Annotated in this window: 26 protein-coding genes; 15 read left to right on the top strand and 11 right to left on the bottom strand. The window is 70.3% G+C overall.

Annotated features, from left to right (window positions below; genetic code table 11):
• Positions 1-14: 14 nt before the first annotated feature.
• Entirely contained in the window at positions 15-389 is a 375-nt protein-coding gene (locus tag FG154_RS02465) for a hypothetical protein (protein ID WP_145104026.1), read from the top strand.
• Between the two features lie 7 nt (positions 390-396).
• Here FG154_RS02465 and FG154_RS02460 read toward each other — a convergent pair whose 3' ends face one another.
• Positions 397-1,095 (bottom strand): NUDIX hydrolase, encoded by a 699-nt coding sequence (locus FG154_RS02460; protein WP_145104024.1) that lies wholly within the window; start codon positions 1,093-1,095, stop codon positions 397-399.
• The gene (locus FG154_RS02455; RefSeq protein WP_145104022.1) at positions 1,064-1,474 is read right to left on the bottom strand and encodes a DUF983 domain-containing protein; all 411 of its coding nucleotides are present in this window, start codon (positions 1,472-1,474) and stop codon (positions 1,064-1,066) included. The genes FG154_RS02460 and FG154_RS02455 overlap by 32 nt, the downstream gene beginning before the upstream one ends.
• A gap of 203 nt (positions 1,475-1,677) precedes the next feature.
• Here FG154_RS02455 and FG154_RS21370 point away from each other — a divergent pair, with 203 nt between their 5' ends.
• The 4 genes from FG154_RS21370 to FG154_RS02435 all read left to right on the top strand — a co-directional run bounded on the left by FG154_RS21370 (position 1,678) and on the right by FG154_RS02435 (position 3,903).
• Positions 1,678-2,349 (top strand): EF-hand domain-containing protein, encoded by a 672-nt coding sequence (locus FG154_RS21370; RefSeq protein WP_246100107.1) that lies wholly within the window; start codon positions 1,678-1,680, stop codon positions 2,347-2,349.
• An 80-nt stretch (positions 2,350-2,429) separates the two neighbouring features.
• The gene (locus tag FG154_RS02445; protein ID WP_186312270.1) at positions 2,430-3,023 is read left to right on the top strand and encodes an RNA polymerase sigma factor; all 594 of its coding nucleotides are present in this window, start codon (positions 2,430-2,432) and stop codon (positions 3,021-3,023) included.
• Between the two features lies 1 nt (position 3,024).
• Positions 3,025-3,384 (top strand): dihydroorotate dehydrogenase, encoded by a 360-nt coding sequence (locus FG154_RS02440; protein WP_145104018.1) that lies wholly within the window; start codon positions 3,025-3,027, stop codon positions 3,382-3,384.
• Between the two features lie 3 nt (positions 3,385-3,387).
• Positions 3,388-3,903, top strand: a complete 516-nt coding sequence (locus tag FG154_RS02435; protein WP_145104016.1) for a periplasmic heavy metal sensor — start codon at positions 3,388-3,390, stop codon at positions 3,901-3,903.
• Positions 3,904-3,927: 24 nt separating this feature from the next.
• Here the strand turns inward: FG154_RS02435 and FG154_RS02430 are convergent, their stop codons facing one another.
• On the bottom strand, positions 3,928-5,313 hold the full coding sequence (locus FG154_RS02430; RefSeq protein WP_145104014.1) for a diguanylate cyclase: 1,386 nt from the start codon (positions 5,311-5,313) through the stop codon (positions 3,928-3,930).
• Positions 5,314-5,433: 120 nt separating this feature from the next.
• Here FG154_RS02430 and FG154_RS02425 point away from each other — a divergent pair, with 120 nt between their 5' ends.
• The 5 genes from FG154_RS02425 (at position 5,434) to FG154_RS02405 (ending at position 9,936) form a co-directional block, all read left to right on the top strand.
• Positions 5,434-5,712: a DUF3572 domain-containing protein gene (locus FG154_RS02425; protein WP_145104078.1), complete on the top strand. Its 279-nt coding sequence runs from the start codon at positions 5,434-5,436 to the stop codon at positions 5,710-5,712.
• A 58-nt stretch (positions 5,713-5,770) separates the two neighbouring features.
• Positions 5,771-6,466 carry an HAD family hydrolase gene (locus tag FG154_RS02420; RefSeq protein WP_145104012.1) on the top strand — a complete coding sequence of 232 codons (696 nt, stop codon included), beginning with the start codon at positions 5,771-5,773 and terminating at the stop codon, positions 6,464-6,466.
• A 103-nt stretch (positions 6,467-6,569) separates the two neighbouring features.
• Positions 6,570-8,288 carry a DUF4153 domain-containing protein gene (locus FG154_RS02415; protein ID WP_145104010.1) on the top strand — a complete coding sequence of 573 codons (1,719 nt, stop codon included), beginning with the start codon at positions 6,570-6,572 and terminating at the stop codon, positions 8,286-8,288.
• A gap of 62 nt (positions 8,289-8,350) precedes the next feature.
• The gene (locus FG154_RS02410; RefSeq protein WP_145104008.1) at positions 8,351-8,938 is read left to right on the top strand and encodes a heme NO-binding domain-containing protein; all 588 of its coding nucleotides are present in this window, start codon (positions 8,351-8,353) and stop codon (positions 8,936-8,938) included.
• Positions 8,938-9,936: a GGDEF domain-containing protein gene (locus FG154_RS02405; protein ID WP_145104006.1), complete on the top strand. Its 999-nt coding sequence runs from the start codon at positions 8,938-8,940 to the stop codon at positions 9,934-9,936. The genes FG154_RS02410 and FG154_RS02405 overlap by 1 nt, the downstream gene beginning before the upstream one ends.
• A gap of 25 nt (positions 9,937-9,961) precedes the next feature.
• Here the strand turns inward: FG154_RS02405 and FG154_RS02400 are convergent, their stop codons facing one another.
• The 3 genes from FG154_RS02400 to FG154_RS02390 are packed head-to-tail and all read right to left on the bottom strand — an operon-like array spanning position 9,962 to position 12,340.
• A complete protein-coding gene (locus FG154_RS02400) occupies positions 9,962-10,786 on the bottom strand; it encodes a CHAD domain-containing protein (protein ID WP_145104004.1) in 825 nt (274 codons plus the stop codon).
• A 29-nt stretch (positions 10,787-10,815) separates the two neighbouring features.
• A complete protein-coding gene (locus FG154_RS02395) occupies positions 10,816-11,745 on the bottom strand; it encodes a DUF6635 family protein (protein WP_145104002.1) in 930 nt (309 codons plus the stop codon).
• A 55-nt stretch (positions 11,746-11,800) separates the two neighbouring features.
• Positions 11,801-12,340 (bottom strand): carbonic anhydrase, encoded by a 540-nt coding sequence (locus tag FG154_RS02390; protein ID WP_145104000.1) that lies wholly within the window; start codon positions 12,338-12,340, stop codon positions 11,801-11,803.
• Positions 12,341-12,487: 147 nt separating this feature from the next.
• Between FG154_RS02390 and FG154_RS02385 the strand changes: the two genes are divergently transcribed.
• Both FG154_RS02385 and FG154_RS02380 read left to right on the top strand, forming a co-directional pair.
• Positions 12,488-13,483, top strand: coding sequence for a 2-hydroxyacid dehydrogenase (locus FG154_RS02385; protein ID WP_145103998.1), 996 nt, complete (start codon positions 12,488-12,490; stop codon positions 13,481-13,483).
• Between the two features lie 153 nt (positions 13,484-13,636).
• Positions 13,637-14,716: a GGDEF domain-containing protein gene (locus FG154_RS02380; RefSeq protein WP_186312269.1), complete on the top strand. Its 1,080-nt coding sequence runs from the start codon at positions 13,637-13,639 to the stop codon at positions 14,714-14,716.
• A gap of 42 nt (positions 14,717-14,758) precedes the next feature.
• Here FG154_RS02380 and FG154_RS02375 read toward each other — a convergent pair whose 3' ends face one another.
• Positions 14,759-15,214 carry an Lrp/AsnC family transcriptional regulator gene (locus FG154_RS02375; protein ID WP_145104074.1) on the bottom strand — a complete coding sequence of 152 codons (456 nt, stop codon included), beginning with the start codon at positions 15,212-15,214 and terminating at the stop codon, positions 14,759-14,761.
• Positions 15,215-15,324: 110 nt separating this feature from the next.
• Here FG154_RS02375 and putA point away from each other — a divergent pair, with 110 nt between their 5' ends.
• A complete protein-coding gene (gene putA / locus FG154_RS02370; RefSeq protein ID WP_145103996.1) occupies positions 15,325-18,768 on the top strand; it encodes a bifunctional proline dehydrogenase/L-glutamate gamma-semialdehyde dehydrogenase PutA in 3,444 nt (1,147 codons plus the stop codon).
• Positions 18,769-18,863: 95 nt separating this feature from the next.
• On the top strand, positions 18,864-19,604 hold the full coding sequence (locus FG154_RS02365) for a rhomboid family intramembrane serine protease (RefSeq protein ID WP_145103994.1): 741 nt from the start codon (positions 18,864-18,866) through the stop codon (positions 19,602-19,604).
• A 9-nt stretch (positions 19,605-19,613) separates the two neighbouring features.
• Here FG154_RS02365 and FG154_RS02360 read toward each other — a convergent pair whose 3' ends face one another.
• From FG154_RS02360 to FG154_RS02350, 3 genes are all read right to left on the bottom strand, one after another.
• The gene (locus FG154_RS02360; RefSeq protein ID WP_145103992.1) at positions 19,614-20,399 is read right to left on the bottom strand and encodes an inositol monophosphatase family protein; all 786 of its coding nucleotides are present in this window, start codon (positions 20,397-20,399) and stop codon (positions 19,614-19,616) included.
• 96 nt (positions 20,400-20,495) lie between these two features.
• Positions 20,496-22,010 (bottom strand): inorganic phosphate transporter, encoded by a 1,515-nt coding sequence (locus FG154_RS02355; protein WP_145103990.1) that lies wholly within the window; start codon positions 22,008-22,010, stop codon positions 20,496-20,498.
• Between the two features lie 126 nt (positions 22,011-22,136).
• Positions 22,137-23,042: a LysR family transcriptional regulator gene (locus FG154_RS02350; protein ID WP_145103988.1), complete on the bottom strand. Its 906-nt coding sequence runs from the start codon at positions 23,040-23,042 to the stop codon at positions 22,137-22,139.
• A 93-nt stretch (positions 23,043-23,135) separates the two neighbouring features.
• Here FG154_RS02350 and metF point away from each other — a divergent pair, with 93 nt between their 5' ends.
• Entirely contained in the window at positions 23,136-24,002 is an 867-nt protein-coding gene (gene metF / locus FG154_RS02345; protein WP_145103986.1) for a methylenetetrahydrofolate reductase [NAD(P)H], read from the top strand.
• Positions 24,003-24,055: 53 nt separating this feature from the next.
• On the opposite strand, the gene FG154_RS02340 is transcribed toward metF, so the two are convergent.
• A complete protein-coding gene (locus tag FG154_RS02340) occupies positions 24,056-24,598 on the bottom strand; it encodes a biotin transporter BioY (protein ID WP_145103984.1) in 543 nt (180 codons plus the stop codon).
• Between the last annotated feature and the right edge of the window lie 10 nt (positions 24,599-24,608).

Genomic DNA, 24,608 nt, shown 5'->3' with positions numbered 1-24,608 from the left:
CGTCAGGAGTGCTCATGCTGCGACCGACCCTCGTCCTTCTCTGCCTGGCCATGCCCGCCCTTGCCGAAGAGAGCCCCTGGCTCGGCGACTGGGCCGCCGACCCGGACTGGTGCGCGCAGGCGGGACGGACGGGCGAGGTGCCCGAAGCCCCCATCCGCATCACCGACAGCGAGTTCCTGGGCTACGAGAACCGCTGCCGGATCACCGAGGCCGACCCGTTGCAGATCCTGCCCGGCGCGGAGCTGGTGCTCGACTGCACGGCCGAGGGCGAAACCTTCGCCGATGCGCGGCTGCTGGTGATCGACGCCGCCGACTCGATGCTGATGCTGGTTCCGGGGGCCGAGCCGCTCCGCCTCAGCCGCTGCCCAAAGGGCACGGCTGCGGACTGAGGCGGGCTCACACCAGTCGGCGGAAGGTCGGGACCGGCCCGGAATTGTCGAAGAAGGGCACACCGGCCGAGCCCTCGCCATTCGCCAGCAGGGCAGAGACTTCGGCCAGCACCACTTCGGTGATGAAGGGCAGATCCAGCCGCCGCGCCTGCCCGAGAGGCAGCCACTGAAGATGCGAAAGCTCGTCGCAGGCGGCCGAGAAATCCTCGGGATCGCCGGCAAGGCGCGCGGCATCGGCCAGGAAGAAGCGCGCATCGAACCGGCGCGGGCGGCCGGGGGGCGTGATGGCGCGAAAGACGAAGCGCAGCGCCGAGCCATCCGGCACAAGTCCGCGGGCCGCGAAACCGCGCCAGCCCTGCGGAGCCTCCCAGTGGCCCGGCAGGCCGAGCGGCAGGCCGAGCGGCAGGCCGGTCTCTTCCCACAACTCGCGGATCGCGGCGGCCGCCAGGGCCGAGGCGCCCGGCGCGTCCTCGCCCAGCCGGCGCAGGCAGTCGGGGGCCGGCAGGGCCGCCAACGGCACGTCGGCGTCCACCGCATCCACGGCCCCGCCCGGAAAGACGAACTTCGACGGCATGAAGGCCGCGGCCGCGCCGCGCATCCCCATCAGGACCTGCGGCCCCGAGGCCCCTTCGCGCAACAGGATGATCGTGGCCGCGGGCCTGATCCGCGTCTTGTCATCCGCTGCCGGTTCTGCTGCCAAATCCATGCATCCTCTTCGCCCATTGCAGGCCCACCATGGCGCCTTTGAGGCGGGGCAGCAAGAAGAGCGAAAGGGCGACCGTGCCGATCCCGAAGATGGTGGCCAGCATGGCCGGATCGGGGCGGAACTCGACGAAGGCCCACAGGATGACCGGCGCCATCAGGTGGCCGACGATCAGGATGGTGAGATAGGCCGGCCCGTCGTCGGCGCGGTGGTGATGGAGGCTCTCGCCGCAGACCGGGCAGTTGTCGCGGACCTTCAGATAGCCGCGCATCATCGGACCCGAGCCGCAGCGGGGGCAGACCCGGTTCCATCCGCGCCAGAGCGCGGGGCCGAGAAGCCGTTCCTCGTCCTCGATTTCGAGATCCAGTGATCCGTCCCGCATGCGCTGCCTCCGACTCGCAAGCACTCTCCGGATTCCGAACGTGCGAGGCAGCGCCCTGTTCCGATATGGGGCCGATCTTAATCCATGTGTTTCGGATTCATCTATTGCGCTTTTCGGCAAAGCCGCGACGGAACCCCGGCCGGGGGGCGTATGAGATGCGCAAACAGGCAGAAACGGCTGCCGCGACGCAAGGAGATACAGAGATGACTCGTTCCACCATGCTGAAGGCTGCAGCCCTCACGGCCCTTGTCCTGTCTGCGGGGGGCGCGATCGCCCAGCAGGGTCAGGGGATGGGCCCGGGGGCCGGTCAGGGTCAGGGGATGGGCCAGATGGGCCAGGGTCAGGGCCAGCGTCAGGGTATGGGGCCGGGCCCCTGCGCGCAGGGCGCCGACTGCCCCGCGCCGGGCATGGGTATGGGCATGGGGATGGGCCCCGGCGCCGGCGCGGGCCTTGACCGCGGCCGGGGCGGCTTCGGCGCGCGCGGCCCGATGATGGACTTCGACGCGCTCGACACGGACGGAGACGGCAGGGTGACCCGGGCCGAACTGGAAGCGGCCCGCGCGGCGCGCGTGGAAAATGCCGATGCGAATGGTGACGGACTTCTCTCGGCCGAAGAGCTGACCGCGCTGCATGTCGCGCGGATGATGCCGCGGATCGAGGCCCAGACCCGGCGCATGATCGAGCGGTTCGACGCGAATGGCGACGGGATGCTATCGGTCTCGGAACTGGCCGCCGGGCCCGGCCCGCTGATGTTCTTCGACCGGATGGATGCGGACGGCGACGGCACGGTGACCGAGGAAGAGGCGCAAGCCGCGGGCAAAGCGCGCGGTCGCGGCGGCCGTGGTCATCACGGTCCGCGGTTCTTCGACCGCTGAGACGGTTGCTCCCGCCCGGCGCATTTGTCGCCGGGCGGGAAATTGCAGGTTCGGCCCGCTTGCGCTAGTCCGGGAACAGGATGGAAATGCCGTTCGACGCCCTTTCCGACGTCTCTGACGAGGCGTTGCTCGTGCTCTACGCCAACGGCGACCCCGCGGCGGCGCGGGCGCTGACGCTGCGGCTTGCCCCTCGGGTGCTGGCCGTGGCCACGCGGATGCTGTCGGACCGGGCCGAGGCCGAGGATGTGACGCAGGAGGCGATGCTCCGGCTCTGGCGCGTCGCGTCCGATTGGCGGCAGGGCGAGGCGCGGGTCTCGACCTGGCTCTACCGGGTGGTGTGCAACCTCTGCACCGACCGCCTGCGCGGCCGTCGCCGGCGGGCCGCGACGAACCTCGACGATGCACCCGAACCGTGCGACGCCGCCCCGGGTGTCGAGGCGGCCATGATGGACGGGGACCGGATGCGGGCGCTCGACGCGGCGCTGGCGGCGTTGCCCGAACGCCAGCGGCAGGCGGTGGTGCTGCGCCACCTCGAGGGGCTCTCGAATCCCGAGATTGCCGAGGTGATGCAGGTGGGGGTCGAGGCGGTCGAGAGCCTGACCGCGCGGGGAAAGCGGGCTCTGGCGGCGCTGCTTGCGGGGCAGCGGGCCGAACTGGGTTATGGAGAAGGCTGAGATGCGCGACAGCGATCTGGACGATCTTTTTGCCGAGGCGCGGCGAGAGTCTCCCGCGCCCTCGGCCGATCTCATGATGCGGATCCTTGCGGATGCGGCTGCCGAGATGCCGGTGCGGCCGGCGCCCGTCCGGGCCGTGCCGCGGCGGCCGGAACGGTCGCGGCTTCTTGCGCTCTTCGGGGGCGGGGGGCTTTTTGCCGGGCTGGCGACCGCGACGCTGGTCGGGGTCTGGATCGGCGTCGCCCAGCCGCCCGTCGCCGAGGCGCTCTGGATCGGCACGGCCGGCGGGCAGCTGGAATCGGTGGATCTCGTGCCCGGCTACGAGCTCTTTGCAAGCCTCGATGCGCCGGTGGAAGGCTGAGACATGACCGAGATGACACCCACGCCAACCCCGCGCTCGCCGCTCTGGATGAGGATCGCGCTGGCCCTGTCCCTTGCGCTCAACCTGGCCGTCGTGGGAATGGCGGGAGGGGCGATCTGGCGCTTCCACTCCGACGGCGGGGTGCGGGGGCCGGTGCGCGACCTGGGCTTTGGCCCCTTCTCCGAGGCGCTGGCGCCCGAGGACCGCAAGGAGATGCGGCGGGCCTTCCTCGACCAGCGGGGCGACTTCCGCCAGTTCCGCCGCGAGATGCGCGAGGATTTCCGCATGATGCTGGCGACCCTGCGGGCCGAGCCCTTCGACCCCCTGGCCCTGCAGGCCGTCCTCGACCGGCAGCAGCAGCGCGGGGCCGAGGCCGCGGCGCTGGGATCTCGGCTTCTGGCAAGCCGGATCGAGTCCATGACCCCGGCCGAGCGTCTTGCCTTCGCCAACCGGCTCGAGGCGAGCCTGACCCGCAAGGGCCATCACGGCGAGCGTCGCGACGAGCGCGGGCGCGACTGATCCCTTCCACGTTCGGCCGAGGGATCAGGCCACGGCGCTCCGCTCGATCGTGACCTGGTTCCGCCCGCCCGATTTCGCAATGAAAAGCGCGCTGTCGGCTCGGTTGACCACGTCATCCACCGTCTCGACCCGGCGCCCCCCGTCATCCAGCGAGAAGGCGAGACCGACCGAGATCGTCACCCGCAGGCTGCCGCCGCAGGGGAGGCTCACGGGCTGTTCCTCGATCGCTTCGCGCAGCCGTTCGGCCACCGCGCGGGCCTCGCCGGGGCGCCGGACGTCGGGCAGGGCCACCAGGAACTCCTCGCCGCCGATCCGGGCGATCAGGTCGCCGGGGCGGAGGTTGGCGTGAAGCCGCCGCGCCACCTCGACCAGCACGGCGTCACCCGCCCCGTGGCCCCAGCGGTCGTTCACCGACTTGAAGCGGTCGAGATCGATCACCATCACCGCGAACCGCTCGCCGGCCGCCTGCGCCCTTTCGGCCACCGCCGCGAGATGCGCGCCGGCATAGCGGCGGTTGTAGAGCCCCGTCAGCGGATCGACGACCGCAAGGCGCAGCCCGTTCTGCAGGGTGGCCCGCGTGGCGTCGGCCCGGCGCTTGCGGCGCAGGAGGTTCCTCAGCCGGAGCCGGGCCTCGCGCGGGTCAAAGGCCGCTGGCAGCAGGTCGTTCGCGCCGAGGTCATAGGCCATCGCGGCGCCTTCGCCCGCCACCTCGCCCCGGACGATGCAGACCGCCGCGTGCCGCGTCCCCGCCCGGCTCCGCAGGTCGGACATCAGCCGCAGCCCGCCGCCGGGCCCGTCAAGGTCGGCATCGATCAGGAAGATGTCGGGGGTGGCGCCGCCCTCGGCCAGTGCCTCCTCGCGGCTCTGGACCACGAGGCGGTCCGGCATCAGCGCCTGCAACTCCTTCCGCCAGCGCATCGCAAGCTCGGTCCGCCCGGCGACCAGCGCGATGAGGCCCGGCCCCTCGAAGGCCTCCGCCTCCTCGGCGAGGCCGAGCGCCCGGAGCGCGGCGCCGCGGATCGCCCCCTCTCCGGGCGTGTCGCGCAGCCGCATCAGCCGCCGCAGCCGCGCCATCAGCACCAGATCGTCCACCGGCTTGGCCATGTAATCGTCCGCCCCCTCGGCCAGCGCCTCGAGCCGGATCCCGGCATCGCGCGAGGCCGAGATCATGATCACCGGGATGTCGCGGGTGATCGGGTCCGTGCGCAGCCGGCGCAGCACCTCGATCCCGTCCAGATCCGGCAGGCTGCAATCGAGAAGGATGAGGTCGGGGATCTCTGCCCGCGCCATCGCCAGGCACGAGGCCCCGTCGCCGGCCAGAAGGGGACGGTAGCACGCCGCCGCCAGCTTGACCTTGAGGACGATGCGGTTCGTCGCAACATTGTCCGCAATAAGAACCTTCCCGCCCATTACGTTTGTATTCCTGCCTCGCCAGGCCCCCAGATTGGGGCGGAAACGGTTAAAACTTCCTTTCGGAACTACCGCGGATGTGCTTTGACCGGGGCGCGCAGAATGACACGGGGGATCATCATGCGGCAACAAATTGCCGAGACGCTGGCGCTCGAGGCGCTCGGCTGGCTCGCGGCCCAGGAGGGGTTGCTCGACGCCTTCCTCCACATGAGCGGCGCCACGATCGAGGATGTCCGCCGTGATGCCGGCAAGCCCGCCTTCCTGATCGGCGTGCTCGACTTCCTCATGGCGGAAGATGCCCGCGTCGTGGGCTTTTGCGACGCCCACGGGCACGATTATGAGGCGCCCATGCGCGCACGCGCCGCCTTGCCGGGCGGAAGGACGCATCATTGGACATGATCCCGTTGCAAAGGTTTTGCAGCTTGCGCACTGTTTCCGCGCGTAGGGAGGACGCGACATGATCCACGGCATCATTTTCGACAAGGACGGCACGCTGTTCGACTTCCGCCGGAGCTGGGGGGCGTGGTCCGCACATCTGCTGCGCGAGATCGCCGCGGACGAGGGCCAGGCGCGCGGGCTGGCGGAGGCCATCGGATACGACATGGAGACGGGCGCCTTCGCCCCCTGGAGCCCGGTGATCGCCTCGACCGCGGACGAGATCGCCGACCGCCTTTTGCCGCTGCTGCCGGGCTGGGACAAGCGCGCGCTGGTGGCACGGATGAACCTGCTCGCGGCCGGGGCCGAGATGTCCGAGGCGGTGCCGCTGGCGCCTCTGCTGGCCGCCTTGCGGGCGCGCGGGCTGAAGATCGGCCTGGCGACCAACGATTCCGAGGCCCCCGCGCGGGCCCACCTCGGCCGGCACGGTCTGACCGAGCTTTTCGACTTCATCGCGGGCGCGGATTCGGGCCATGGCGGCAAGCCCGAGCCGGGAATGCTGCTGGCCTTCGCCGACCGCGTGGGCATTGCGCCGGGCAATGTCGTGATGGTGGGGGACTCGGCGCATGACCTGCTGGCCGGGCGGGCGGCCGGGATGCGGACGGTGGCGGTCCTGACCGGGATCGCGGTGGCCGAAGAGCTGTCGGAATATGCTGATGTGATCCTGCCCGACATCGGCGGGCTTGCCGACTGGATCGACGGCCTCGCCGCCGCCTGATCCGCCCGCGCCTGAGCGGACGCCCGCCGGGCATCTGGAAGCCCGCGCCCGATCGGGTTAGCGTCGCGCTCGCGCGGCAGGCGCGCCGGAGCGGCGGAAGGCGATGGATCGGAACATGCGGCAGCGGCTGATGATGGCGGCGATGGGCGGGCTTGCGGGCCTCTGCCTGCATCTGCTGCTCGAGGTGTCCGAGCAGAACCTCATTCCCGAGCGGCTGGCGCTGGCGGCGACCGGCTTTGCCGCCGTCTTCTTCGGCGGCTGGCTGAGCCTCACCGGCCCGCTGCCCGTGCGGCGCGCGGCGCTGGGGGCAGGGGCCGTCGCGGCGGTCGTGACCTTCTTCCTTCTGCTGACGAGCCTGCGCTTCGACGGGATCGGCGCCATGTTCGACACGGGCGGCAGCGTCCTGCCGGTGCTGATCCTGGCGCTGGTCCCCTTGCCCTTCCTCGTCGCGCAGGCCAGCGGCAACTGGCGCGACTATCCCACGCTCTTCACCGCCGCCTGGACCATCGTGGTCCGCATGGCGGCGGCCTGGCTCTTTACCGGGCTCGTCTGGGTGCTGATCCTGCTGTCGGATGCGCTGCTCGAGCTGGTGGGCGTGAACCTGATCGGGAAGATCACCCATTCCGAGGTGGGCCCCTGGCTCATCACCGGCCTGTCGCTGGGCGTGGCTCTGGCCGTGGTGATGGAGTTCGCCGACCTGATCTCGCCCGCGCTGGTGCTCAAGCTGTTGCGGCTGGTGCTGCCGCCGGTGCTGCTGGTGATGGTCCTCTTCATCCTGGGCCTGCCCGCGCGCGGCTTCGACACGATCATCGGCAGCGTGCCCGTCGCGCAGACGCTGATCGTCATGGCGGCGACGGCGGCGCTTCTGGTGACGACGGCCGTGGATCAGAGCGATGCCGAGGCCGTCCAGGGCGCCTTCATGCGCCGAGCGACCCAGGCGCTGGCGCTGATCCTGCCGGTGCCGGCGGTGCTGGCCGGCTGGGCCCTGTGGCAGCGGGTGGACCAGTTCGGCTGGACACCCGAGCGGCTGGCCGGGGCGGTGGCGGCGCTGGTCGCGCTGGCCTACGGGGTGATCTACGCCGGGTCCGTCCTGTCGGGCCGCCGCTGGATGGAACGGATACGCGGGGGCAACATGATCATGGCGCTGGCGCTGCTGGCGGTGGCCGCGGCGTGGCAGTCGCCGCTGCTCGACGCGACCCGCATCTCGGCCCGCGACCAGCTGGCGCGGATTCTCGACGGCCGGACCGGACTGGCCGACCTCGATCCCTACACCATCGGCCGCTGGGGCCACGAGGGGGCATCGGCGCTCGAGGCCCTCCAGCGCAAGGCGTCCGAGCCTGGTCAGGAGGCGCTGGCCGACCGGCTCATCCATCCGGCGGTGCCGGGGCGCGAGAGGGCGGCCGAGGATCTCTCGGTCGAGATTGCCAACCTGATGGAGGTCCGGCCTCCGGGCAAGGAAGAGATGCGCGAATCCATCGTGGCGCGGCTGGCTCCGGCCGAGCGGAGGCTCTGGCGCGACGCCTGCCGCCAGAGCCTGCCGGATGGCCGGCCGGGTTGCGTGATGGTGGTGGGCGACTTCCTGGCCGAGCAGCCGGGCGACGAGGCGCTGGTGCTGATGCTCCGGCGCGGCGGTCTCGACATGGCGGCCTTCTCTCTGCGCGACGGGCTGCTCGAGGCCCTCTCGGTGCATCCCGTCGCGCGGGCCGACTGGGGCGAGGCGGCCGAGCTGATCGCGGGCCAGCTCGACGGCGCGCCCGACATCGCGCCCGCGCCCGTGAACCGGCTGAGGCTGGGCGGCACCTCGGTGATCCTGGTCCCCTGACCCCCTTCGGCATTTGTTAACGGCGCGGCGCTAGGCTGCGTGCCGACAAGGGGGTGCGGTCCATGCATGGCTTGGTGAACAGGGCGCTTGAGTGCTTTCTGCGCGACACCTACAGCCCCGCGCTCTGGGCCGAGGTGGCGCATGGCGCGCGGCTCGGCTTCGGCAGCTTCGAGCCGATGCTGATCTACGACCTCTCGCAGACCGAGGCCGTGATCCTGTCCGCCGCCGCCCGGCTCGACCGCCCGCGCGAGACGCTGCTCGAGGATGTGGGGACCTATCTCGTATCGCATCCCACGACCGAACGGCTGCGCCGCCTGCTGCGCTTCGGGGGCGTGACCTTTGGCGATTTCCTCCATTCGCTCGATGACCTGCCCGACCGCGCCCGCCTCGCGCTGCCCGAGCTGGAGCTGCCCGACCTGCGGCTGACCGCCACGGGGCCGCATCGGTTCCGTCTGGTCTGTGCCTCGCCGATCGCGGGAATGGGCCATGTGATGCTGGGCCTGCTGCGGGCGATGGCCGACGATTACGGCGTTCTGGTGCTGCTCGAACATCGCGGCCAGAGCGCCGAGGGCGAGGTCGTGTCGATCGCGCTTCTCGATGCGGCCTTCGCCGCGGGCCGGCCGTTCGATCTGGCGGAGCGTCTGGGCTGATGGGGGCCGCGGCGACCGGGATCGGCATCGGCGCGGGCGGGCTGGACCTGCTGATGCCCATGCATCTGCGGCTCGATCCGTCGGGCGCCATCTCGGGCTGCGGGCCGACGTTGCGCAAGCTGTTCCCCGAGCCTCCGCTGGGCCGAGCCTTCTTCCACCTTTTCGATGTGCGCCGACCCGCGGGCATCGAGACCACCGCCGCGCTCTCCGCCCGCTCTGGCACGCGGCTGCATCTGGCGGCCCGCAACGGCAGCGGCGTGTGCCTGCGCGGCGTGGCCACCCCGCTGCACGACGGGCGCGGCCTGCTGCTGAACCTCTCGTTCGGGATCTCGGTGCTCGAGGCCGTGCGCCGTCACGGGCTGACGAACGGCGATTTCGCCGCAACCGACCTGACGGTGGAACTGCTCTATCTGGTCGAGGCCAAGACCGCCGTCACCGAAGAACTCCACCGCCTGAACCGGAGGCTCGAACAGGCGCGCCGCGCCGCCGAGGAAGAGGCGCTGACGGACGAGCTGACCGGCCTGCGCAACCGGCGCGCTCTCGATCAGGCGCTCGAGGCGGCCATCCTGACGCGCCAGCCCTTCGGCCTGATGCATCTCGACCTCGATTTCTTCAAGGAGGTGAATGACAGCTTCGGCCATGCCGCCGGCGATCATGTGCTGCGAAGCGTGGCGCAGGTTCTCGCGCGCGAGACGCGCTCGGGCGACACGGTGGCACGGATCGGCGGCGACGAGTTCATGATGATCTTTCCCGGTGTCGCGGATGCCGAGCGGTTGCAGAAGGTTGCGCGCCGGATGATCGCCGAGGTGGGCAAGCCGATCCTGTTCGAGGGCCGCCACTGCCGCGTCGCGGCCAGCATCGGCATGACGCTCTCGGTGCTCTATGACCGGCCGGAACCGGCCCGGATCCTCGCCGATGCCGATGCCGCGCTCTATTCGGCCAAGCGGTCGGGCAGGGGAGTGGCGGTCATCCGTCCGATCGGGGGGCGGGCCGGCTAGCGGCACAGGCCCGCACCTTCCCGGCCTATGCCCCCGCCGGATCGCCCGTTGCAGGCCGGCTCGCGCCCTCGCTCCACCAGACCGGCGTGGCGGCAAGCTCGGCCCAGATCCGCCCCGCCTTGTGCAGCGACCGGCTGTCCCCCCCGCTGCCTGCATCCGCCCCGCCGAGCATCGCAAGATCGTTCAGATGGCCCAACTCGTCCTGCAGATCCTTCATCCGGTCGAGAAAGTCCTCCTGGGGCTTTCCGGCCCAGACCGGGCCGAAGAACTCGGCCGTGTAGCGCATTGTCTTGAGATCCTTGCGCAATTCGTGGCGTGCCTCGTCCGGCATCACCTCGAGGTCGGTGCCATGCGAGAGGCAGGTGGCCCAGGCATCGCCCAAGGCACGGCCGCCGATCAGCGCGGCCGGCGCCTCGGCCAGCACCTGCGCCCGGCGGCCGCCGCGCTTCCAGCCCTTCCCCGCAAGCTTCTTTCCGAGCTTCGGCGTGAAACAGACCGCCTTGCGCTTCTTCAGCCGCTTGCGCACCTTCTGCCGGATATTGTCCGTCCGCCCGGCATCCTTGCCCCGATGGTCGTCGCGCACATCGGCATCCCGCAGATCGCCGATGATGCGAAAGAGGTCGCGGGCCCGCCGGCCGGACTTTCGCGCAAACTTCGGGTCGAGGATCGGGTCGAAGGCCATCAGGGCCGTGCGCAGCCGCCGCAGGGCCACGCGCGCCTTGTGCGGGCCCTCGGGATCGTCCGTCTCCATCAGCCGCGCAAGATGGACGTCAAAGGCCGAGCAGCACTCCTCGGCGACGTGGCGCAGCATGGCCTCGGCCGTTCCGCAAGCGGCCTCTTTCTCCTCCATGTCCGTTCCTCCTCTTGCACCACCGACCCTCAGCCCCGGAAGATCCGCAGCGTCGCCATCCCGGCGTCGGCCAGATCCATCACCCGGGCAAGATAGTGCTCGCGTGCGACAAATCCGCGACGGCCCGAGCCGGTGAACTCGTCCTCGAGCGCGTCGATCAGCCGGTTCAGGCGCCGCTGGTGGATGCCGAGCCAGCTCTGGACCGGATCGGCAATGACGCCGGCGAAGGCCGCAAAGACCGAGCCCGCCAGCATGAGGGCGACCACCACCGCGCCGGTCTGAAGCGGCGAGGCCACCGCTGGAAAGAACCCGAGCCAGACCGAGCCCAGCATGCCGCCCAGCGGAAACGCCGCCAGCGCCGCCTGATGGGCCAGGATCGCCGAGAGCGTGGGCGCAAGCGAGAGGACGCCCGGCGTCAGCGTCTTGAAGGCAAGCGCCCCGGCGCCCAGGGTGCTGACGGCCGTCGTCATCTCGGCCACGGCCGACCGGGTGCCGGTATAGTCGCCGAGCCGCGCCGCCACCCGCGTCTCGACTCCCGCCTCGAGCCTCTGCCGGATCAGCGGGCGCAGCGCAGGCTCGGCCAGCAGCGCCTCGGCCAGCGCATCGCGCGCCGATCCGCGGCCGCACGGCAGTTCCAGCAGGTCCACGACGATCCGGCGCTCGGTCTCGCGGGCGACGGCGGTGGGCAGCAGGATGCGCCGGGCGCGGAGCCAGCGCGCCGCCCCGCGCGCGCGTACGGCATCGGCCGCCAGCGCGCCCAACCGCGTCGCGATGAACAGCGGAGACAGCGCCACATTCAGCGGCGCCTTCAGGATGTCCCAGCCGAGGGCGTGGCGATGCAGCCCCAACGTGCCGACGAGCCCGAAGTTGCGGCGGACAAAGCCCGGCACCTTGTCGCGGCGGCGGCGGAAGTAGCTGCGCCCCGCCCCGATCAGCGCAGCCTCTGTCTCGGCATCCATCTCCGGCTCTCCTGTCCAGGAGGGAGATGGGAGGCCGGCCCCGACGCCGCAAGCGTCAGGCGAGCGGCACTTCCTCGCTGGTGCCGACGAGCGCCATGAGCCAGCCGCGCACGGCCAGCTCGGGATGGCGCTGCTTCACGGCGAGCGCAAAGGTGCGCATCATCTCGGTGTGAACCAGCGTCTCCTTCTCGGGCGTGTCCACGGCCTCTTCGCCGAGGGCGAGCTTGTAGGCGCCGCAGTCGCGGTGATCGAGGACGATGACCTCCTCGATGTGGTGGAGCTGGATCGCCACGTCGAGATGCGACCAGAAGGTCGAGCGCCAGGCGGCGAAGCGGTCGCTGATCGCGCCGAGCGAGGCGCCGGCCAGGGTGACGTGGTCATAGGCGTCATGCAGGCCCTTGTCCTCCATGAAGCGCACGAAATCGTCCACCAGCCGGTAGTCCATGCACGAGAGCATCAGCGCGCGGGCCTTGCCCGAGGCCGCTGCGGGCGTGCCGGCAAGCAGGCCGGCGCCCGCCCCGGCGGCCGCGAGCCGCATGAACTGCCGCCGCGCGATCGCGCCGTCGCGGGCCTTGGTCGAACATCCTTCGCACATCGTTTGCCACCTTTACGATCCCGACGGCCCTGCGGCCGCATCCTGTGCCACTCGCTATGCACGATCCGGTGCGGCGGGCAAGCTTTGGGTTGACGCCCCCCTGCGGCATCGCATTAGCCTTTGCAAAATGCCAAGAAGGAGCCTGCCTTGGACGTCGCCATCTTCAGCGCCAAGCCCTATGACCGCCAGTTCCTGGCCGCCGCGAACGAGGACCGTCACCGGCTGGCCTTCATCGAGGCGCGCCTGTCCGAAGAGACGGTGCGCTTTGCGGGCGGGGCCGAGTGCATCTGCGCCTTCGTGAACGACCAGGTGACGGCGCCCGTCATCACAGAGCTTGCCGCGGCGGGGACGCGGCTGATCGCGTTGCGCTCGGCGGGTTTCAACCATGTCGATCTGGTGGCGGCCGAGGCTGCGGGCCTGACGGTCGGGCGGGTGCCGGCCTATTCGCCCCATGCGGTGGCCGAACATGCGGTGGCGCTGATCCTGACGCTGAACCGCAACACGCACCGCGCCTTCAACCGGGTGCGCGAGGGCAATTTCGCGCTCGAGGGGCTTCTGGGGTTCGACCTCTGCGGAAAGACGGTCGGCGTGGTGGGGACGGGCCTCATCGGGCGCACCTTCGCGGGCATCATGCGCGGCTTCGGCTGCCGGGTGATCGCCTCCGACCCCTATCCGTCCGAGGAATGCGCGGCCATGGGCGTGACCTATGTGCCGCTCGGGCAGCTCTTTGCCGAGGCCGACATCATCAGCCTGCAATGTCCCCTGACGCCCGACACGCACCACCTGATCGACGACCGCGCCATCGGGCTGATGAAGCGCGGGGTGATGATCGTGAACACGAGCCGCGGCGCCGTGGTGGATGCAAGCGCGGTGATCCGGGGCCTCAAGAGCGGCGTGATCGGCGGGCTCGCCCTCGACGTCTATGAGGAGGAGGCCGATCTCTTCTTCGAGGATCTCTCGCAGAAGGCCATCCAGGACGATGTCTTCGCGCGTCTCCTGACCTTTCCGAACGTCCTCATCACCGGCCATCAGGCCTTTTTCACCCGCGAGGCGCTGACCGGCATCGCCCGGACGACGATCGACAACATCAACGCCTTCGAGGATACGGGCCGCGTTCTCCATCCCGTTCTCGCCCCGCGCTGAGGATCGGCGTCGCGGGCGCCGGGGCGGGTCAGGATTCTCAGATCGGCAGCGGGGGCCCGCTGATCCGCCGGCGTTGAAGGTTGCAGCGGCCGGACAAGTCGGACAAAAAGAGCCATCGGCGTCCGATGCGCCTCAATTCATGGGTCGCATCCGGTGGCACTGGCTCTCCATCTGATAAACAGTTTCGCCATGATGGGCGCCATCGCGCTCATCTATGGCGGGGTCCAGCGGCTCAGCTGGTCGCGGCCCGCGCGGCATGTGCTGCTGGGCCTGGCCTTCGGCTTCGGCGCAAGCGTGCAGATGATGCAATCGCTGACGCTGGCTCCCGGGATCATCGTGGACAGCCGGGCGCTGTTCATCGGCTTTGCCGGCGCGTTTCTCGGGCCGCTCGGGGCGATGGTGGCCCTTCTGTCGAGCGCCATCCTGCGCATGTCGCTCGTGTCCACCGCCTCGCCGGTGATCGCCATCGGCTCGATGAGCGCCGCGGCCCTGATGGGCTCGCTCTGGCCGCCCGTGCGCAGGTGGCTCGGCATGGGGCATTTCGACGGGCTGTTCCTGCTGGCCGCAATGATCTCGCTGCCGCTGGTCGTGCTGGCCTGGCTGCCCGTCGCACCTGATCTTTCCCGCCTGATGATCGGGATGATCCTCGTCCTTCTCAATCTGGCCGGGGCGCTGGTCTTCGGCACGCTTCTGCAACGGGAACGGGCGGCCGCGCAGCGCGAGCGGGCGCTGGTCGCCGAAACCCAGACGGACGCCCTGACCGGCGTGCTGAACCGGCGGAGCTTCGAGCGGCGGTTTGCCGACGCCGACAGCCTCGCACGGTCGCGTGGGACGGGTCTGATGATCGTGGACATCGACCATTTCAAGCGGGTGAACGATGTCTATGGCCACGAGGCGGGCGACATCGTGCTGCGCGCCGCGGCCGATCGCCTGCGCCATGCGGTGCGGCCCAGCGACAGCGTGATCCGGCTGGGCGGCGAGGAGTTCGCGGTGCTGCTGCCCGACGTGGATGCGCAGGAGGCCGAGCGCGCGGCGCATCGGCTGCAGCGGATGCTGACGATGACCTGCCGGATCGACGACGCGCGGCGCGTGGACATCACGGTAAGCATCGGCGTGACCTTTCTTCCGCCCGGAAGCGCCGCCCTGCCCGAGGCCAGCCGCACGGCCGATGTCGCGCTCTACCGCGCCAAGAGCGACGGGCGGGCGCGGGTCGTGTTCTGCCCCTGCGCCTGAGCGGGCGGGGCCCATCGTTTCACGCTTCGCGAATGGCGGGGGTCAGCCCCGCGGTTCCTTGACGGACTCCATCGCCACATGGGTCGAGGTGGAGGCGACGAAGGGCAACGTCGAGAGCTTTTCGCCCAGCACGCGGCGGTAGTCCTGAATGTCGGCGGTGCGCACCTTCAGCAGATAGTCGAAGCGGCTGGCGATCATGTGGCACTCCTCGATCTCCGGCACCGCGAGCACGGCCCGGTTGAACGCCTGCAGCGCCGTCTCGCGCGTGTCCGAGAGCTTGACCTCGACGAAGGCCACATGGGCGAGCCCCATGCGGATCGGATCGAGCCGCGCACCATAGCCCGTGATGACGCCCGCGGCCTCGAGCCGCTTCATCCGCGCCTGCGTCGGCGACTTGGTCAGCCCGATGCGCCGGGCCAGCTCGGTCGCGCTGACGCGGCCGTCCGCGGCCAGAACCCGAAGGATCGCGCGGTCGAAACGGTCGAGTTCCAGCGTCATGCGGCCTGCCTTTCGCCTCATCTTCAGCCGATCCGGCTGCCAATCCGTGAAGATCGGGACGAACGGCTTTCGGTTGCAGGATAATCTAGGCGAAAGAGGAGTTCCCGTCCATGCTCGCCGCCGTCCCGCAGCCGCCCCTGAGCGACCGCCCCAACGAGGCCGACCTCGTCGCCCGCCTGATCGCCGAAGCCGATCTCGATGCCGAGGCCCGCGCCCGCATCGTGGCCCGTGGCGCGTCGCTCGTCCGCCGCATCCGCCAGGGCTCTCGCCCCGGTCTGATGGAGGGGTTCCTTGCGGAATACGGCCTCTCCACCGACGAGGGGATCGCGCTCATGTGTCTGGCCGAGGCGCTGCTGCGGGTGCCCGACGCCGACACGATGGACGCGCTGATCGAGGACAAGATCGCCCCGTCCGACTGGAACCGCCATCTCGGGCGATCGGCCTCGAGTCTCGTCAATGCCTCGACCTGGGCGCTGATGCTGACGGGCAAGGTGCTCGACGACCGCGAGCCGGGGGTGGCCGGCCATCTGCGGGGTCTGCTGAAGCGGATGGGCGAGCCGGTGATCCGGGCGGCCGTGGCGCGCGCGATGAAGCAGATGGGGCGGCAGTTCGTGCTGGGCGAGACGATCGAGGAGGCGCTCGACCGCGCGGCCGAGCTGGAGGGCCGGGGATACAGCTACAGCTACGACATGCTGGGCGAGGCCGCGCGGACCGAAGCCGATGCACGGCGCTATCATCTCGCCTATTCGCGGGCGATCACCGCCATTGCCGCCGCCGCCCGCAGCCGCGACATCCGCGACAATCCGGGGATCTCGGTCAAGCTCTCGGCGCTTCATCCGCGCTACGAGGTCGCCAAGCGCGCCCGCGTCATGGCCGAGCTGGTGCCGCGCGTGACGGCGCTGGCGGGGCTCGCACGAGCGGCGGGGCTGGGCTTCAACATCGACGCCGAAGAGGCCGAGCGGCTGGACCTCTCGCTCGAGGTGATCGAGGCCGCGCTGTCCGAGCCGTCGCTGGGCGGCTGGGACGGGTTCGGCGTGGTGGTGCAGGCCTACGGCCGCCGAGCGGGCGAGGTGCTGGACCGGCTCTACGGGATGGCCGTCCGGTTCGATCGCAAGCTGATGGTGCGGCTGGTCAAGGGCGCCTACTGGGACGGCGAGGTCAAGCGCGCGCAGGTGCTGGGGCTGGAGGATTTCCCCGTCTTCACCCGCAAGATGGCAACGGATGTGAGCTACATCGCGCAGGCCCGCAAGCTGTTCGCGATGTCGGACCGGATCTATCCGCAGTTCGCCACCCACAACGCCCACACGGTCGCGGCGATCCTCGAGATGGCCGACGGGCGCCCGTTCGAGTTCCAGCGCCTGCACGGCATGGGCGAGCGGCTTCACGATCTGGTGCGCGCCGACGAAGGGACGCGCTGCCGGATCTACGCGCCAGTGGGCGCCCATCGCGACCTGCTGGCCTATCTCGTGCGTCGCCTGCTCGAGAACGGGGCCAATTCGAGCTTCGTCAACCAGATCGTGGATGAAAGCCTCAGCCCGGAGGCGGTGGCGGCCTGTCCGCTGACCGCGATGGAGGCGCTGACGCCGGTGCCGAACCCGGTGCTGCGCACGGGCTCGGATCTCTTTCCGGGGCGGCGCAATTCCCGCGGATTCGATCTCGCGTCAGAGGCCGATCTCGCCCTGATCGAGAGCGCCCGCGCCCCGCACCAGACGGCGCTCTTTGACGCGCGGCCGCTGCTTGCGGGCTCGCTCGCCGGGGGTCAGCGGTGCGAGGTGGCCAATCCGGCGACGGGCGCGCGGGTGGGCAATGCCATCCCGGCCAGCCTGCCCGATGTCGAGGCGGCGCTGCACCATGCGGTGCCGTGGGAGGCGCGCCCGGAAGATCGGGCCGAGGTCCTGCGCCGCGCGGCCGACCTTTACGAACAGGCGTTCGGCCCGATCTTCGCCCTTCTCGCACGCGAGGCGGGCAAGACCCTGCCGGACGCGGCGGGCGAGCTGCGCGAGGCGGTCGATTTCCTGCGCTACTATGCGGCCGAAGGCGCAGCGTTGGACGGGGCCTCCCTTGGCACGGTCGTCTGCATCAGCCCGTGGAACTTCCCGCTTGCGATCTTCACCGGCCAGATCGCGGCCGCGCTGATGGCTGGCAACGCGGTGCTCGCCAAGCCCGCCGAGCAGACGCCCTTGATCGCGGCGCTGGCGGTCGAGCTTCTGCACCGGGCGGGCGTGCCGGCCACCGCGCTCCAGCTTCTGCCGGGCGAGGGGGGAACGATCGGCGCGGCGCTGACGCGCGATCCGCGGGTGAAGGGCGTCGTCTTCACCGGCTCGACCGAGACGGCGCTGGTGATCCGGCGCTCGATGGCGGAGCATCTCGATCCGTCCGCGCCGCTCATCGCCGAGACAGGCGGACTGAACGCGATGATCGTCGATTCGACCGCGCTGCCCGAGCAGGCGGTGCGCGACATCCTTGCCTCGGCCTTCCAGTCGGCGGGCCAGCGGTGCTCGGCCTTGCGCTGTCTCTACCTGCAGGAGGATGTGGCCGAGGGCGTGCTCGAGATGCTCTTCGGCGCGATGGACGAGCTGCGGCTGGGCGATCCGTGGGATCTTGCGACCGACGTGGGCCCCGTGATCGACGCCGAGGCGCAGGCCGGCATCCGCGACTGGATCGCCACGGCGCGCGCCGAGGGGCGCGTGCTCAAGGAACTGCCGGCGCCCGAGGGCGGCACCTTCGTCGGGCCCACGGTGATCCGGGTCGCCTCGATCCGCGAGATGGGGCGCGAGATCTTCGGGCCGGTCCTGCATGTGGCAACCTTCCGGGCCTCAGGGATCGACCGGGTGATCGAGGAGATCGAGGCAACCGGATTCGGGCTGACCTTCGGCCTGCATTCGCGGATCGACGACCGGGTGCAGACCCTCGTGGGACGGCTGCGGATCGGCAACATATACGTCAACCGCAACCAGATCGGCGCGGTGGTGGGCAGCCAGCCCTTCGGCGGCGAGGGTCTGTCGGGCACGGGGCCCAAGGCGGGCGGGCCGTCCTATCTGGCCCGGCTCCGGGTGCGCCCCGCACCGCCCGCGGCCGGAGCGGGTGCCGAACGCGAGGCGGCCGAGGCCGAGGTGCAGGCCGCGCTCGACCGGCTGGCCGATCAGGTGGGTCGGCCGCTCTCCACCCATGTCCTGCCGGGGCCCACGGGCGAGTCGAACCGCCTGTCGTGCCTTCGTCGCCCGCCGCTCCTGTGCCTCGGGCCAAGGGCAGAGGCCGCGCGGGCGCAGGCCGAGGCGGTCCGGGCGCTCGGCGGGCTTGCGGTCGAGGCGCCGGGTCTGCCGGCCGCGGCCCTCGGGCGGCTTGGCGGCTTTTCAGGGGCGCTGCATTGGGGCGGGGCTGAGGATGCCAGGCCCCATGCTCTGGCTCTCGCCGAGCGGGCGGGGCCGATCCTGCCGCTGATCGGCGGGCTGCCGGACGCGGCCCATGTCGCCGTCGAGCGGCATCTGTGCATCGACACCACCGCGTCGGGGGGCAATGCCGAACTGCTCGCGGCCGCCTCGGCCACGGGCTGAGGGCCGCGGCGCCGGGCGGTCCTGCCGCCGCAGCCCTGGCGTCGGGGCGGCCCTTCCCGCCTTGACGCCGCGCCGCGGATCGGGAACGCTGCGCCATGTTCCCCATCCGCGACCACAACCCCTCCGGCCGCACGCCCCATGTCACCTATGCGCTGATCGCGGCGAATGTCCTGATCTTCCTGCTGATGCATTACGGCGCCCCCTCACGGCTGGCGCTCGAGGTGGCCCTCTTCAACTGGGGGCTCGTGCCGGCCGAGCTGCTGCAGGGGACGGGCTACGAGGGGATCCTCACCTCGATGTTCCTGCATGGCGGCTGGGCCCATCTGCTGGGCAACATGCTCTTTCTCTACATCTACGGGGACAATCTCGAGGATGTGATGGGCCACTGGCGCTTTGCCGGCTTCTACCTCGCCTCGGGCCTTGCGGCGGCGGCGGCGCAGGTGATGGCCGATCCCCTCTCATGGATCCCGATGGTGGGGGCCTCGGGGGCCATCGCGGGGGTGATGGGGGGCTACCTGCTGCTCTTTCCGCGGGCGCGGGTCGATGTGCTGATCATCATCGTGATCTTCTTCCGCATCATCCCGGTGCCGGCCTACCTGCTGCTCGGCCTCTGGTTCCTGTTCCAGATCATCTCGGGCGTGGCGGTGCCGACCGATCAGGGCGGCGTCGCCTACTGGGCCCATGCCGGAGGGTTCGGCGCGGGCATCCTGCTCACGCTGCCCTTCTGGCTCGCCCGGGGCGGTCCGGCCTTCTGGCGGCGCACCCACGGGCTGCCGCCCCATCCCCAGTCGGCCCTGCCGCGATCGCGCGTGCCGCTGGTGCGCAGGCGGAAATGAGGCGCCGCCTCACTCGCCCCGGATGATCTTGCGGAAGGGCTCGAACAGGTTCTGGTTGCCGCAGATCAGCGAGCCGTCGATCGGGTTCTGCTCCTCGCGGATGCCCGAGATCAGGCCGCCAGCCTCGCGCACCAGCACCACGCCCGCCGCCACGTCCCAGGCGCTCACGCCGCGTTCCCAGTAGCCGTCGTAGCGGCCCGCCGCCACATAGGCGAGGTCGAGCGCGGCCGAGCCCCAACGGCGCACGCCCGCACAGGCGGGCATCAGCCGCGCCAGATCCTGAAGGGTCGCGGGCAGGGTGGGGCGGCCGCCGAAGGGCACGCCGGTGGCGAAGATCGCCTCGATCATGTGGCGCCGCCCCGAGACGCGCAGCCGGCTTTCGTTCATCCAGGCGCCAGCGCCCTTCTCGGCCCAGAACATCTCGTCCTTGGCGGCGTCGAAGATGACGCCCGCCACGATCTCGCCCTTGTGCTCGAGCGCGATCGAGACCGCCCAGTGCGGCAGGCCGTGGAGGTAGTTCGTGGTCCCGTCGAGCGGATCGACGATCCAGCGGCGGGTCGGATCCTGGCCGGCCGTCTCGCCGGTTTCCTCGCCCAGCCAGCCGTAGGTGGGGCGGCCGCCCATCAGTTCCTCGCGGATGATGCGCTCGGCCTCGCGGTCGGCCTTCGACACGAAGTCGCCGGGCCCCTTCGAGGAGACCTGAAGGTTCTCGACCTCGCGGAAGTCCTTCACGAGCGAGCGCCCCGCCTTGCGGGCCGCCTTGATCATCAGGTTGAGGTTCGCGCTGCCTTGCATCCGTCTGGCTCCATCCGTTCAAGGGCGCTGCTATAAGGCGAGGCGAGGCGGAAGGGAAGGGAAGAACGCGGCACCCGCCGCCGCCGCCCCGGCCCCTCAGCCCACGAAGGTGCGCAGCGCCAGGAAGACCGCCCCCGACAGCAGCGCCGTCGCCGGAACGGTGACAACCCACGCCGCCCCGATGGTCAGGAAATGCGCCCGCCGCACCAGCTTGCGGCGCTTGCGTTCCTCGGGCGGCAGCGGCTTGCCCTTGATGAGGCCGAGGGCCCGGCTCCGACGTTCGGCCTGCCATTCGCGGTAGAAGCCCACGCCGAAGATGCCGCCCACGGCGATGTGGGTCGAGGACACGGGCAGCCCCAGCCCCGAAGCCACGATCACGGTGATCGCGGCCGACAGGGCCACGCAATAGGCCCGCATCGGGTTCAGCTTGGTGATCTCGGAGCCGACCATGCGGATCAGCTTCGGCCCGAAGAGGACAAGGCCGAAGGAGATGCCCCCGGCGCCGATGACCATGACCCAGAGCGGGATCGCCACCTTGGCCGCCGTGTCCCCGTTCGAGACCGCATGGACGATGGCCGCCAGCGGGCCCACCGCATTGGCCACGTCGTTGGCGCCATGGGCAAAGGACAGCAGGGCCGCCGACGCCACCAGCGGCAGTCCGAACAGCTTCTTGAGCGATTTCTTGCGGTTCTCCATCCCCTCGGACTGGCGCCGCACCAGCGGACGGGTCAGGAAGACCGTCGCCACGCCGATCGCCACGCCGATCAACACCGCGGCCGGAAGCTGCACCTCCATGACCTTGCGCAGCCCCTTGAGCACCAGATAGGTCGCGAAGGTCGCCGCCATCACCCCGATCAGCAGCGGCACCCACAGGCGCGCGGCCGCGATCTTGTCCTCGGCGTCGAGCAGCCGGTTCTTGATGAAGGCGAGGAAGAGCGCCGCAAAGACGCCGCCGAGGACGGGAGAGATCACCCAGCTCGCGGCGATCTGGCCCATCACCGGCCAGTTCACCGCCGTCATGCCGGCGGCCGCGATGCCCGCGCCCATCACGCCGCCCACGATCGAATGGGTCGTCGAGACCGGCGCCCCGATGGCGGTCGCGATGTTCAGCCAGACGGCCGCCGCGATCAGCGCGGCCATCATGGCCCAGATGAAGATGCTCGCCTCGGAGACCGAGGCCGGGTCCACGATCCCGCCCGAGATGGTGCTCACCACATCGCCGCCCGCGATCAGCGCGCCCGCCGTCTCGAAGATGGCGGCGATGGCGAGGGCCCCCGTCATCGTGAGTGCGTTGGCGCCGACGGCGGGGCCCATGTTGTTGGCCACGTCGTTCGCGCCGATGTTGATCGCCATGTAGGCGCCGAAGGCCGCGGCCGCGACGATCACCAGCGAGTTGGGCGTCCCTCCGGTGATCAGCGAGGCCGCCACGCCCGCCACCACGATGAAGACGAGCGCGACCCCGATCGAGATGAGGGGGCGGCCGACGAACTGGCCGGCCTCCTCCAGCTGGACGATCCGCTTCAGGTCCTTGTCGAGCGTCTTCCACTGGTTGATCGAGGGGCTCGCGCCGCCGGGCGTCGGTTCGGCAGGACGGGTCGGTGGGAGGGTCATTCCAGGCCTGTCATGTGAGTTTTGCGCGGTGGAGGTATCGTTTTGCGCTTCTTCGGGCAATGTGATTCCGCCCGGTGGCGCGCGGCGCCATCCGGTTGCGACGTCGTGCGCGCGGCTTTGTTCCCGTCAGTTTCTCTGCAGCTTGACCGGCTCGGTCCGGCCCAACCTCAGGAAATGGGCCATGAAAGGCTTGGTCGCATCCTCGGCCCGCGTCGCGGCATAGAGGCGTTTGGTCACCGTCTGCGGCCCCAGCGGGCGGGTCACATAATCGGCATGGCTGCGGATGTCGCGCAGCACCCAGTCGGGCAGAACGGCCACTCCGCGATTCGAGGCCACCAGCATCAGGATCACCGCCGTCAGCTCGACCTGCCGGGTTCCGCGCGGCTCGACCTTGGCCGGTGTCAGCACCTCGGTGAAGACATCGAGCTTGTCGCGCGAGACCGGGTAGGTGATCAGCATCTGGTCGCGGAAATCCTCGGCCGAGATGAAATCCATTTGCGCCAACGGGTTGGAGGACGCGGCGACGAAGGTCGGGTGGTAGTCGAAGAGCGGGTTGAAGACCATGCCCTCGACCGTCACCGGGTCCGAAGAGATGACAAGGTCCACCTCCTCGCGCATCAGCGCGGGCAGGGCCTCGAAGGCAAGGCCCGCGCGGATGTCCACGTCGATCTCGGGCCAGGCGTGGCGGAACAGCTCCAGCACGGGAAACAGCCATTCGAAACATGCATGGCATTCAATGGCGATATGCAGCCGCCCCGTGCGCCCCGAGCGCAGCGCGCGGAACTCGTCCTCCAGCGCGTCGATCTCGGGCAGGATGCGCTCGGCAAGCCGCAGCATCCGCACGCCGGCGGCCGACAGCTTCAAAGGCTTGGAACGACGCACGAAAAGCTCGATCCCGGCCTGATCCTCCAGCCCCTTGACCTGATGCGACAGGGCCGACTGGGTCATGTTCAGCATGTCGGCCGCGCGCGCCAGCCCCCCCGCCTGATGGATCGCGCGGATGGTGCGCAGGTGGCGGAGTTCGAGGTGCATGTTACAATTCGCCTCATATTGATCTTGAGCATTATGAATTTGTCTCACATGGCCGATGCTGCCACAAGAGAGGCAAGGAACAGGAGACATCCCATGGCCAGACCGCGCATCTCGTTCGAGTTCTTCCCGCCGCAGACGCTCGAGGCGTCCTTCCGGCTGTGGGAGACGGCGCAGATGCTGGCGCCGCTGAAGCCCGACTTCGTGTCGGTGACCTACGGCGCGGGCGGCACCACGCGCAAGCTGACCCATGATGCGGTCGAGACGATCCACAACCATTACAGGCTGAACGTGGCCGCGCACCTGACCTGCGTCGATGCGACCAAGGCCGAGACGCTCGAGATCGCCAACTCCTACGCCGAGGCCGGCGTGACCGAGATCGTGGCGCTCCGGGGTGACGCGCCCAAGGGGGCCGAGCGGTTCACGCCGCATCCCGAGGGTTTTGCCAACTCGGTCGAGCTGGTCGAGGCGCTGGCCGCCACCGGCAGGTTCAAGCTCCATGTCGGCGCCTACCCCGAGCCGCACCCCGACTCGGCCGACACGCTGGCCGATGTGCGCTGGCTCAAGCGCAAGATCGAGGCGGGCGCGAGTTCGGCGATCACCCAGTTCTTCTTCGAGGCGGACACGTTCCTCCGCTTCCGCGATCTCTGCGTGAAGGAGGGGATCCGCGCCCCGATCATCCCCGGCATCCTGCCGATCGAGAACTGGTCAGGGGTGAAGAAGTTCGCCGCCCGCTGCGGGGCGCAGGTGCCGGGCTGGCTCGACGCGGCCTTCGCCAACGCCAAGCGCGACGACCGGGAAGAGCTGTTCTCGGTGGCGCTCTGCACCGAGCTGTGCGACCGGCTGCTGTCGGAGGGGGTGGAGGATCTGCACTTCTACACGCTGAACCGCCCGACCCTGACGCGTGAGGTCTGCCACGCTCTCGGCATCCTGCCCGATGTGGCCCTGCAGAACGTGGCCTGATGCGGCGGGCCGCGTAGGAAAGGACGCCCGGGGATCTCCCGGGCGCCGTCGTTTCAGGCGCGCGAGAGCACCATCCAGGGCCGGACCTGCTGAAGCCCGCGGGTCACCAGCGCGGCCGCGACGGCCTTGATCAGATCGCCCGCCAGGAAGGGCGTCAGCAGAAGCGCGGCCTCGGGCAGGGTCTTGCCCAGTTTCCAGGCCATCCCCACCACGCCGAAGCCGTAAAGCACCACGATCCCGCCGAGGATGCTGCCGGCCAGCGCCGACCAGGTCACCGGGGCGCGCCATTTCTCGACCACGAGGCCGGTCACGAAGGCCGCCACCGGGAAGCCCACGACAAAGCCCGCCGTCGGGCCCGCCAGCACGCCGATCCCGCCGCGGCCGCCCGACAGAAGCGGCAGCCCGAGGAACACCAGCACCAGGAACAGCAGCACCGCCAGGGCGCCCTTGCGCGCGCCGAGGACGGCGCCGCAGAGCATCACGCCCAGCGACTGCGCGGTGATTGGCACGCCCGACATGAGCGTGATCTGCGGCACGAGGCCGAGCACGGCGATCAGCGCCGCGAAGAGCGCCACATAGGCGACGTTGCGTTCCATGAAGTCCTTC

The sequence above is a fragment of the Cereibacter sediminicola genome (genome assembly GCF_007668225.1).
Classification (GTDB): domain Bacteria; phylum Pseudomonadota; class Alphaproteobacteria; order Rhodobacterales; family Rhodobacteraceae; genus Cereibacter_A; species Cereibacter_A azotoformans.
The sequence above is the reverse complement of the archived record's forward strand: the minus strand, read 5'-3'. Positions and strand labels throughout refer to the sequence as shown.

What these genes read in the sequence shown, in the direction of transcription:
- FG154_RS02465 (WP_145104026.1), top strand. Translation starts at nt 15, where the DNA reads ATGCTGCGACCGACCCTCGTCCTTCTCTGCCTGGCCATGCCCGCCCTT.
- FG154_RS02460 (WP_145104024.1), bottom strand. Translation starts at nt 1,095, where the DNA reads ATGGATTTGGCAGCAGAACCGGCAGCGGATGACAAGACGCGGATCAGG.
- FG154_RS02455 (WP_145104022.1), bottom strand. Translation starts at nt 1,474, where the DNA reads ATGCGGGACGGATCACTGGATCTCGAAATCGAGGACGAGGAACGGCTT.
- FG154_RS21370 (WP_246100107.1), top strand. Translation starts at nt 1,678, where the DNA reads ATGACTCGTTCCACCATGCTGAAGGCTGCAGCCCTCACGGCCCTTGTC.
- FG154_RS02445 (WP_186312270.1), top strand. Translation starts at nt 2,430, where the DNA reads ATGGAAATGCCGTTCGACGCCCTTTCCGACGTCTCTGACGAGGCGTTG.
- FG154_RS02440 (WP_145104018.1), top strand. Translation starts at nt 3,025, where the DNA reads ATGCGCGACAGCGATCTGGACGATCTTTTTGCCGAGGCGCGGCGAGAG.
- FG154_RS02435 (WP_145104016.1), top strand. Translation starts at nt 3,388, where the DNA reads ATGACCGAGATGACACCCACGCCAACCCCGCGCTCGCCGCTCTGGATG.
- FG154_RS02430 (WP_145104014.1), bottom strand. Translation starts at nt 5,313, where the DNA reads ATGGGCGGGAAGGTTCTTATTGCGGACAATGTTGCGACGAACCGCATC.
- FG154_RS02425 (WP_145104078.1), top strand. Translation starts at nt 5,434, where the DNA reads ATGCGGCAACAAATTGCCGAGACGCTGGCGCTCGAGGCGCTCGGCTGG.
- FG154_RS02420 (WP_145104012.1), top strand. Translation starts at nt 5,771, where the DNA reads ATGATCCACGGCATCATTTTCGACAAGGACGGCACGCTGTTCGACTTC.
- FG154_RS02415 (WP_145104010.1), top strand. Translation starts at nt 6,570, where the DNA reads ATGGATCGGAACATGCGGCAGCGGCTGATGATGGCGGCGATGGGCGGG.
- FG154_RS02410 (WP_145104008.1), top strand. Translation starts at nt 8,351, where the DNA reads ATGCATGGCTTGGTGAACAGGGCGCTTGAGTGCTTTCTGCGCGACACC.
- FG154_RS02405 (WP_145104006.1), top strand. Translation starts at nt 8,938, where the DNA reads ATGGGGGCCGCGGCGACCGGGATCGGCATCGGCGCGGGCGGGCTGGAC.
- FG154_RS02400 (WP_145104004.1), bottom strand. Translation starts at nt 10,786, where the DNA reads ATGGAGGAGAAAGAGGCCGCTTGCGGAACGGCCGAGGCCATGCTGCGC.
- FG154_RS02395 (WP_145104002.1), bottom strand. Translation starts at nt 11,745, where the DNA reads ATGGATGCCGAGACAGAGGCTGCGCTGATCGGGGCGGGGCGCAGCTAC.
- FG154_RS02390 (WP_145104000.1), bottom strand. Translation starts at nt 12,340, where the DNA reads ATGTGCGAAGGATGTTCGACCAAGGCCCGCGACGGCGCGATCGCGCGG.
- FG154_RS02375 (WP_145104074.1), bottom strand. Translation starts at nt 15,214, where the DNA reads ATGACGCTGGAACTCGACCGTTTCGACCGCGCGATCCTTCGGGTTCTG.
- putA (WP_145103996.1), top strand. Translation starts at nt 15,325, where the DNA reads ATGCTCGCCGCCGTCCCGCAGCCGCCCCTGAGCGACCGCCCCAACGAG.
- FG154_RS02365 (WP_145103994.1), top strand. Translation starts at nt 18,864, where the DNA reads ATGTTCCCCATCCGCGACCACAACCCCTCCGGCCGCACGCCCCATGTC.
- FG154_RS02360 (WP_145103992.1), bottom strand. Translation starts at nt 20,399, where the DNA reads ATGCAAGGCAGCGCGAACCTCAACCTGATGATCAAGGCGGCCCGCAAG.
- FG154_RS02355 (WP_145103990.1), bottom strand. Translation starts at nt 22,010, where the DNA reads ATGACCCTCCCACCGACCCGTCCTGCCGAACCGACGCCCGGCGGCGCG.
- FG154_RS02350 (WP_145103988.1), bottom strand. Translation starts at nt 23,042, where the DNA reads ATGCACCTCGAACTCCGCCACCTGCGCACCATCCGCGCGATCCATCAG.
- metF (WP_145103986.1), top strand. Translation starts at nt 23,136, where the DNA reads ATGGCCAGACCGCGCATCTCGTTCGAGTTCTTCCCGCCGCAGACGCTC.
- FG154_RS02340 (WP_145103984.1), bottom strand. Translation starts at nt 24,598, where the DNA reads ATGGAACGCAACGTCGCCTATGTGGCGCTCTTCGCGGCGCTGATCGCC.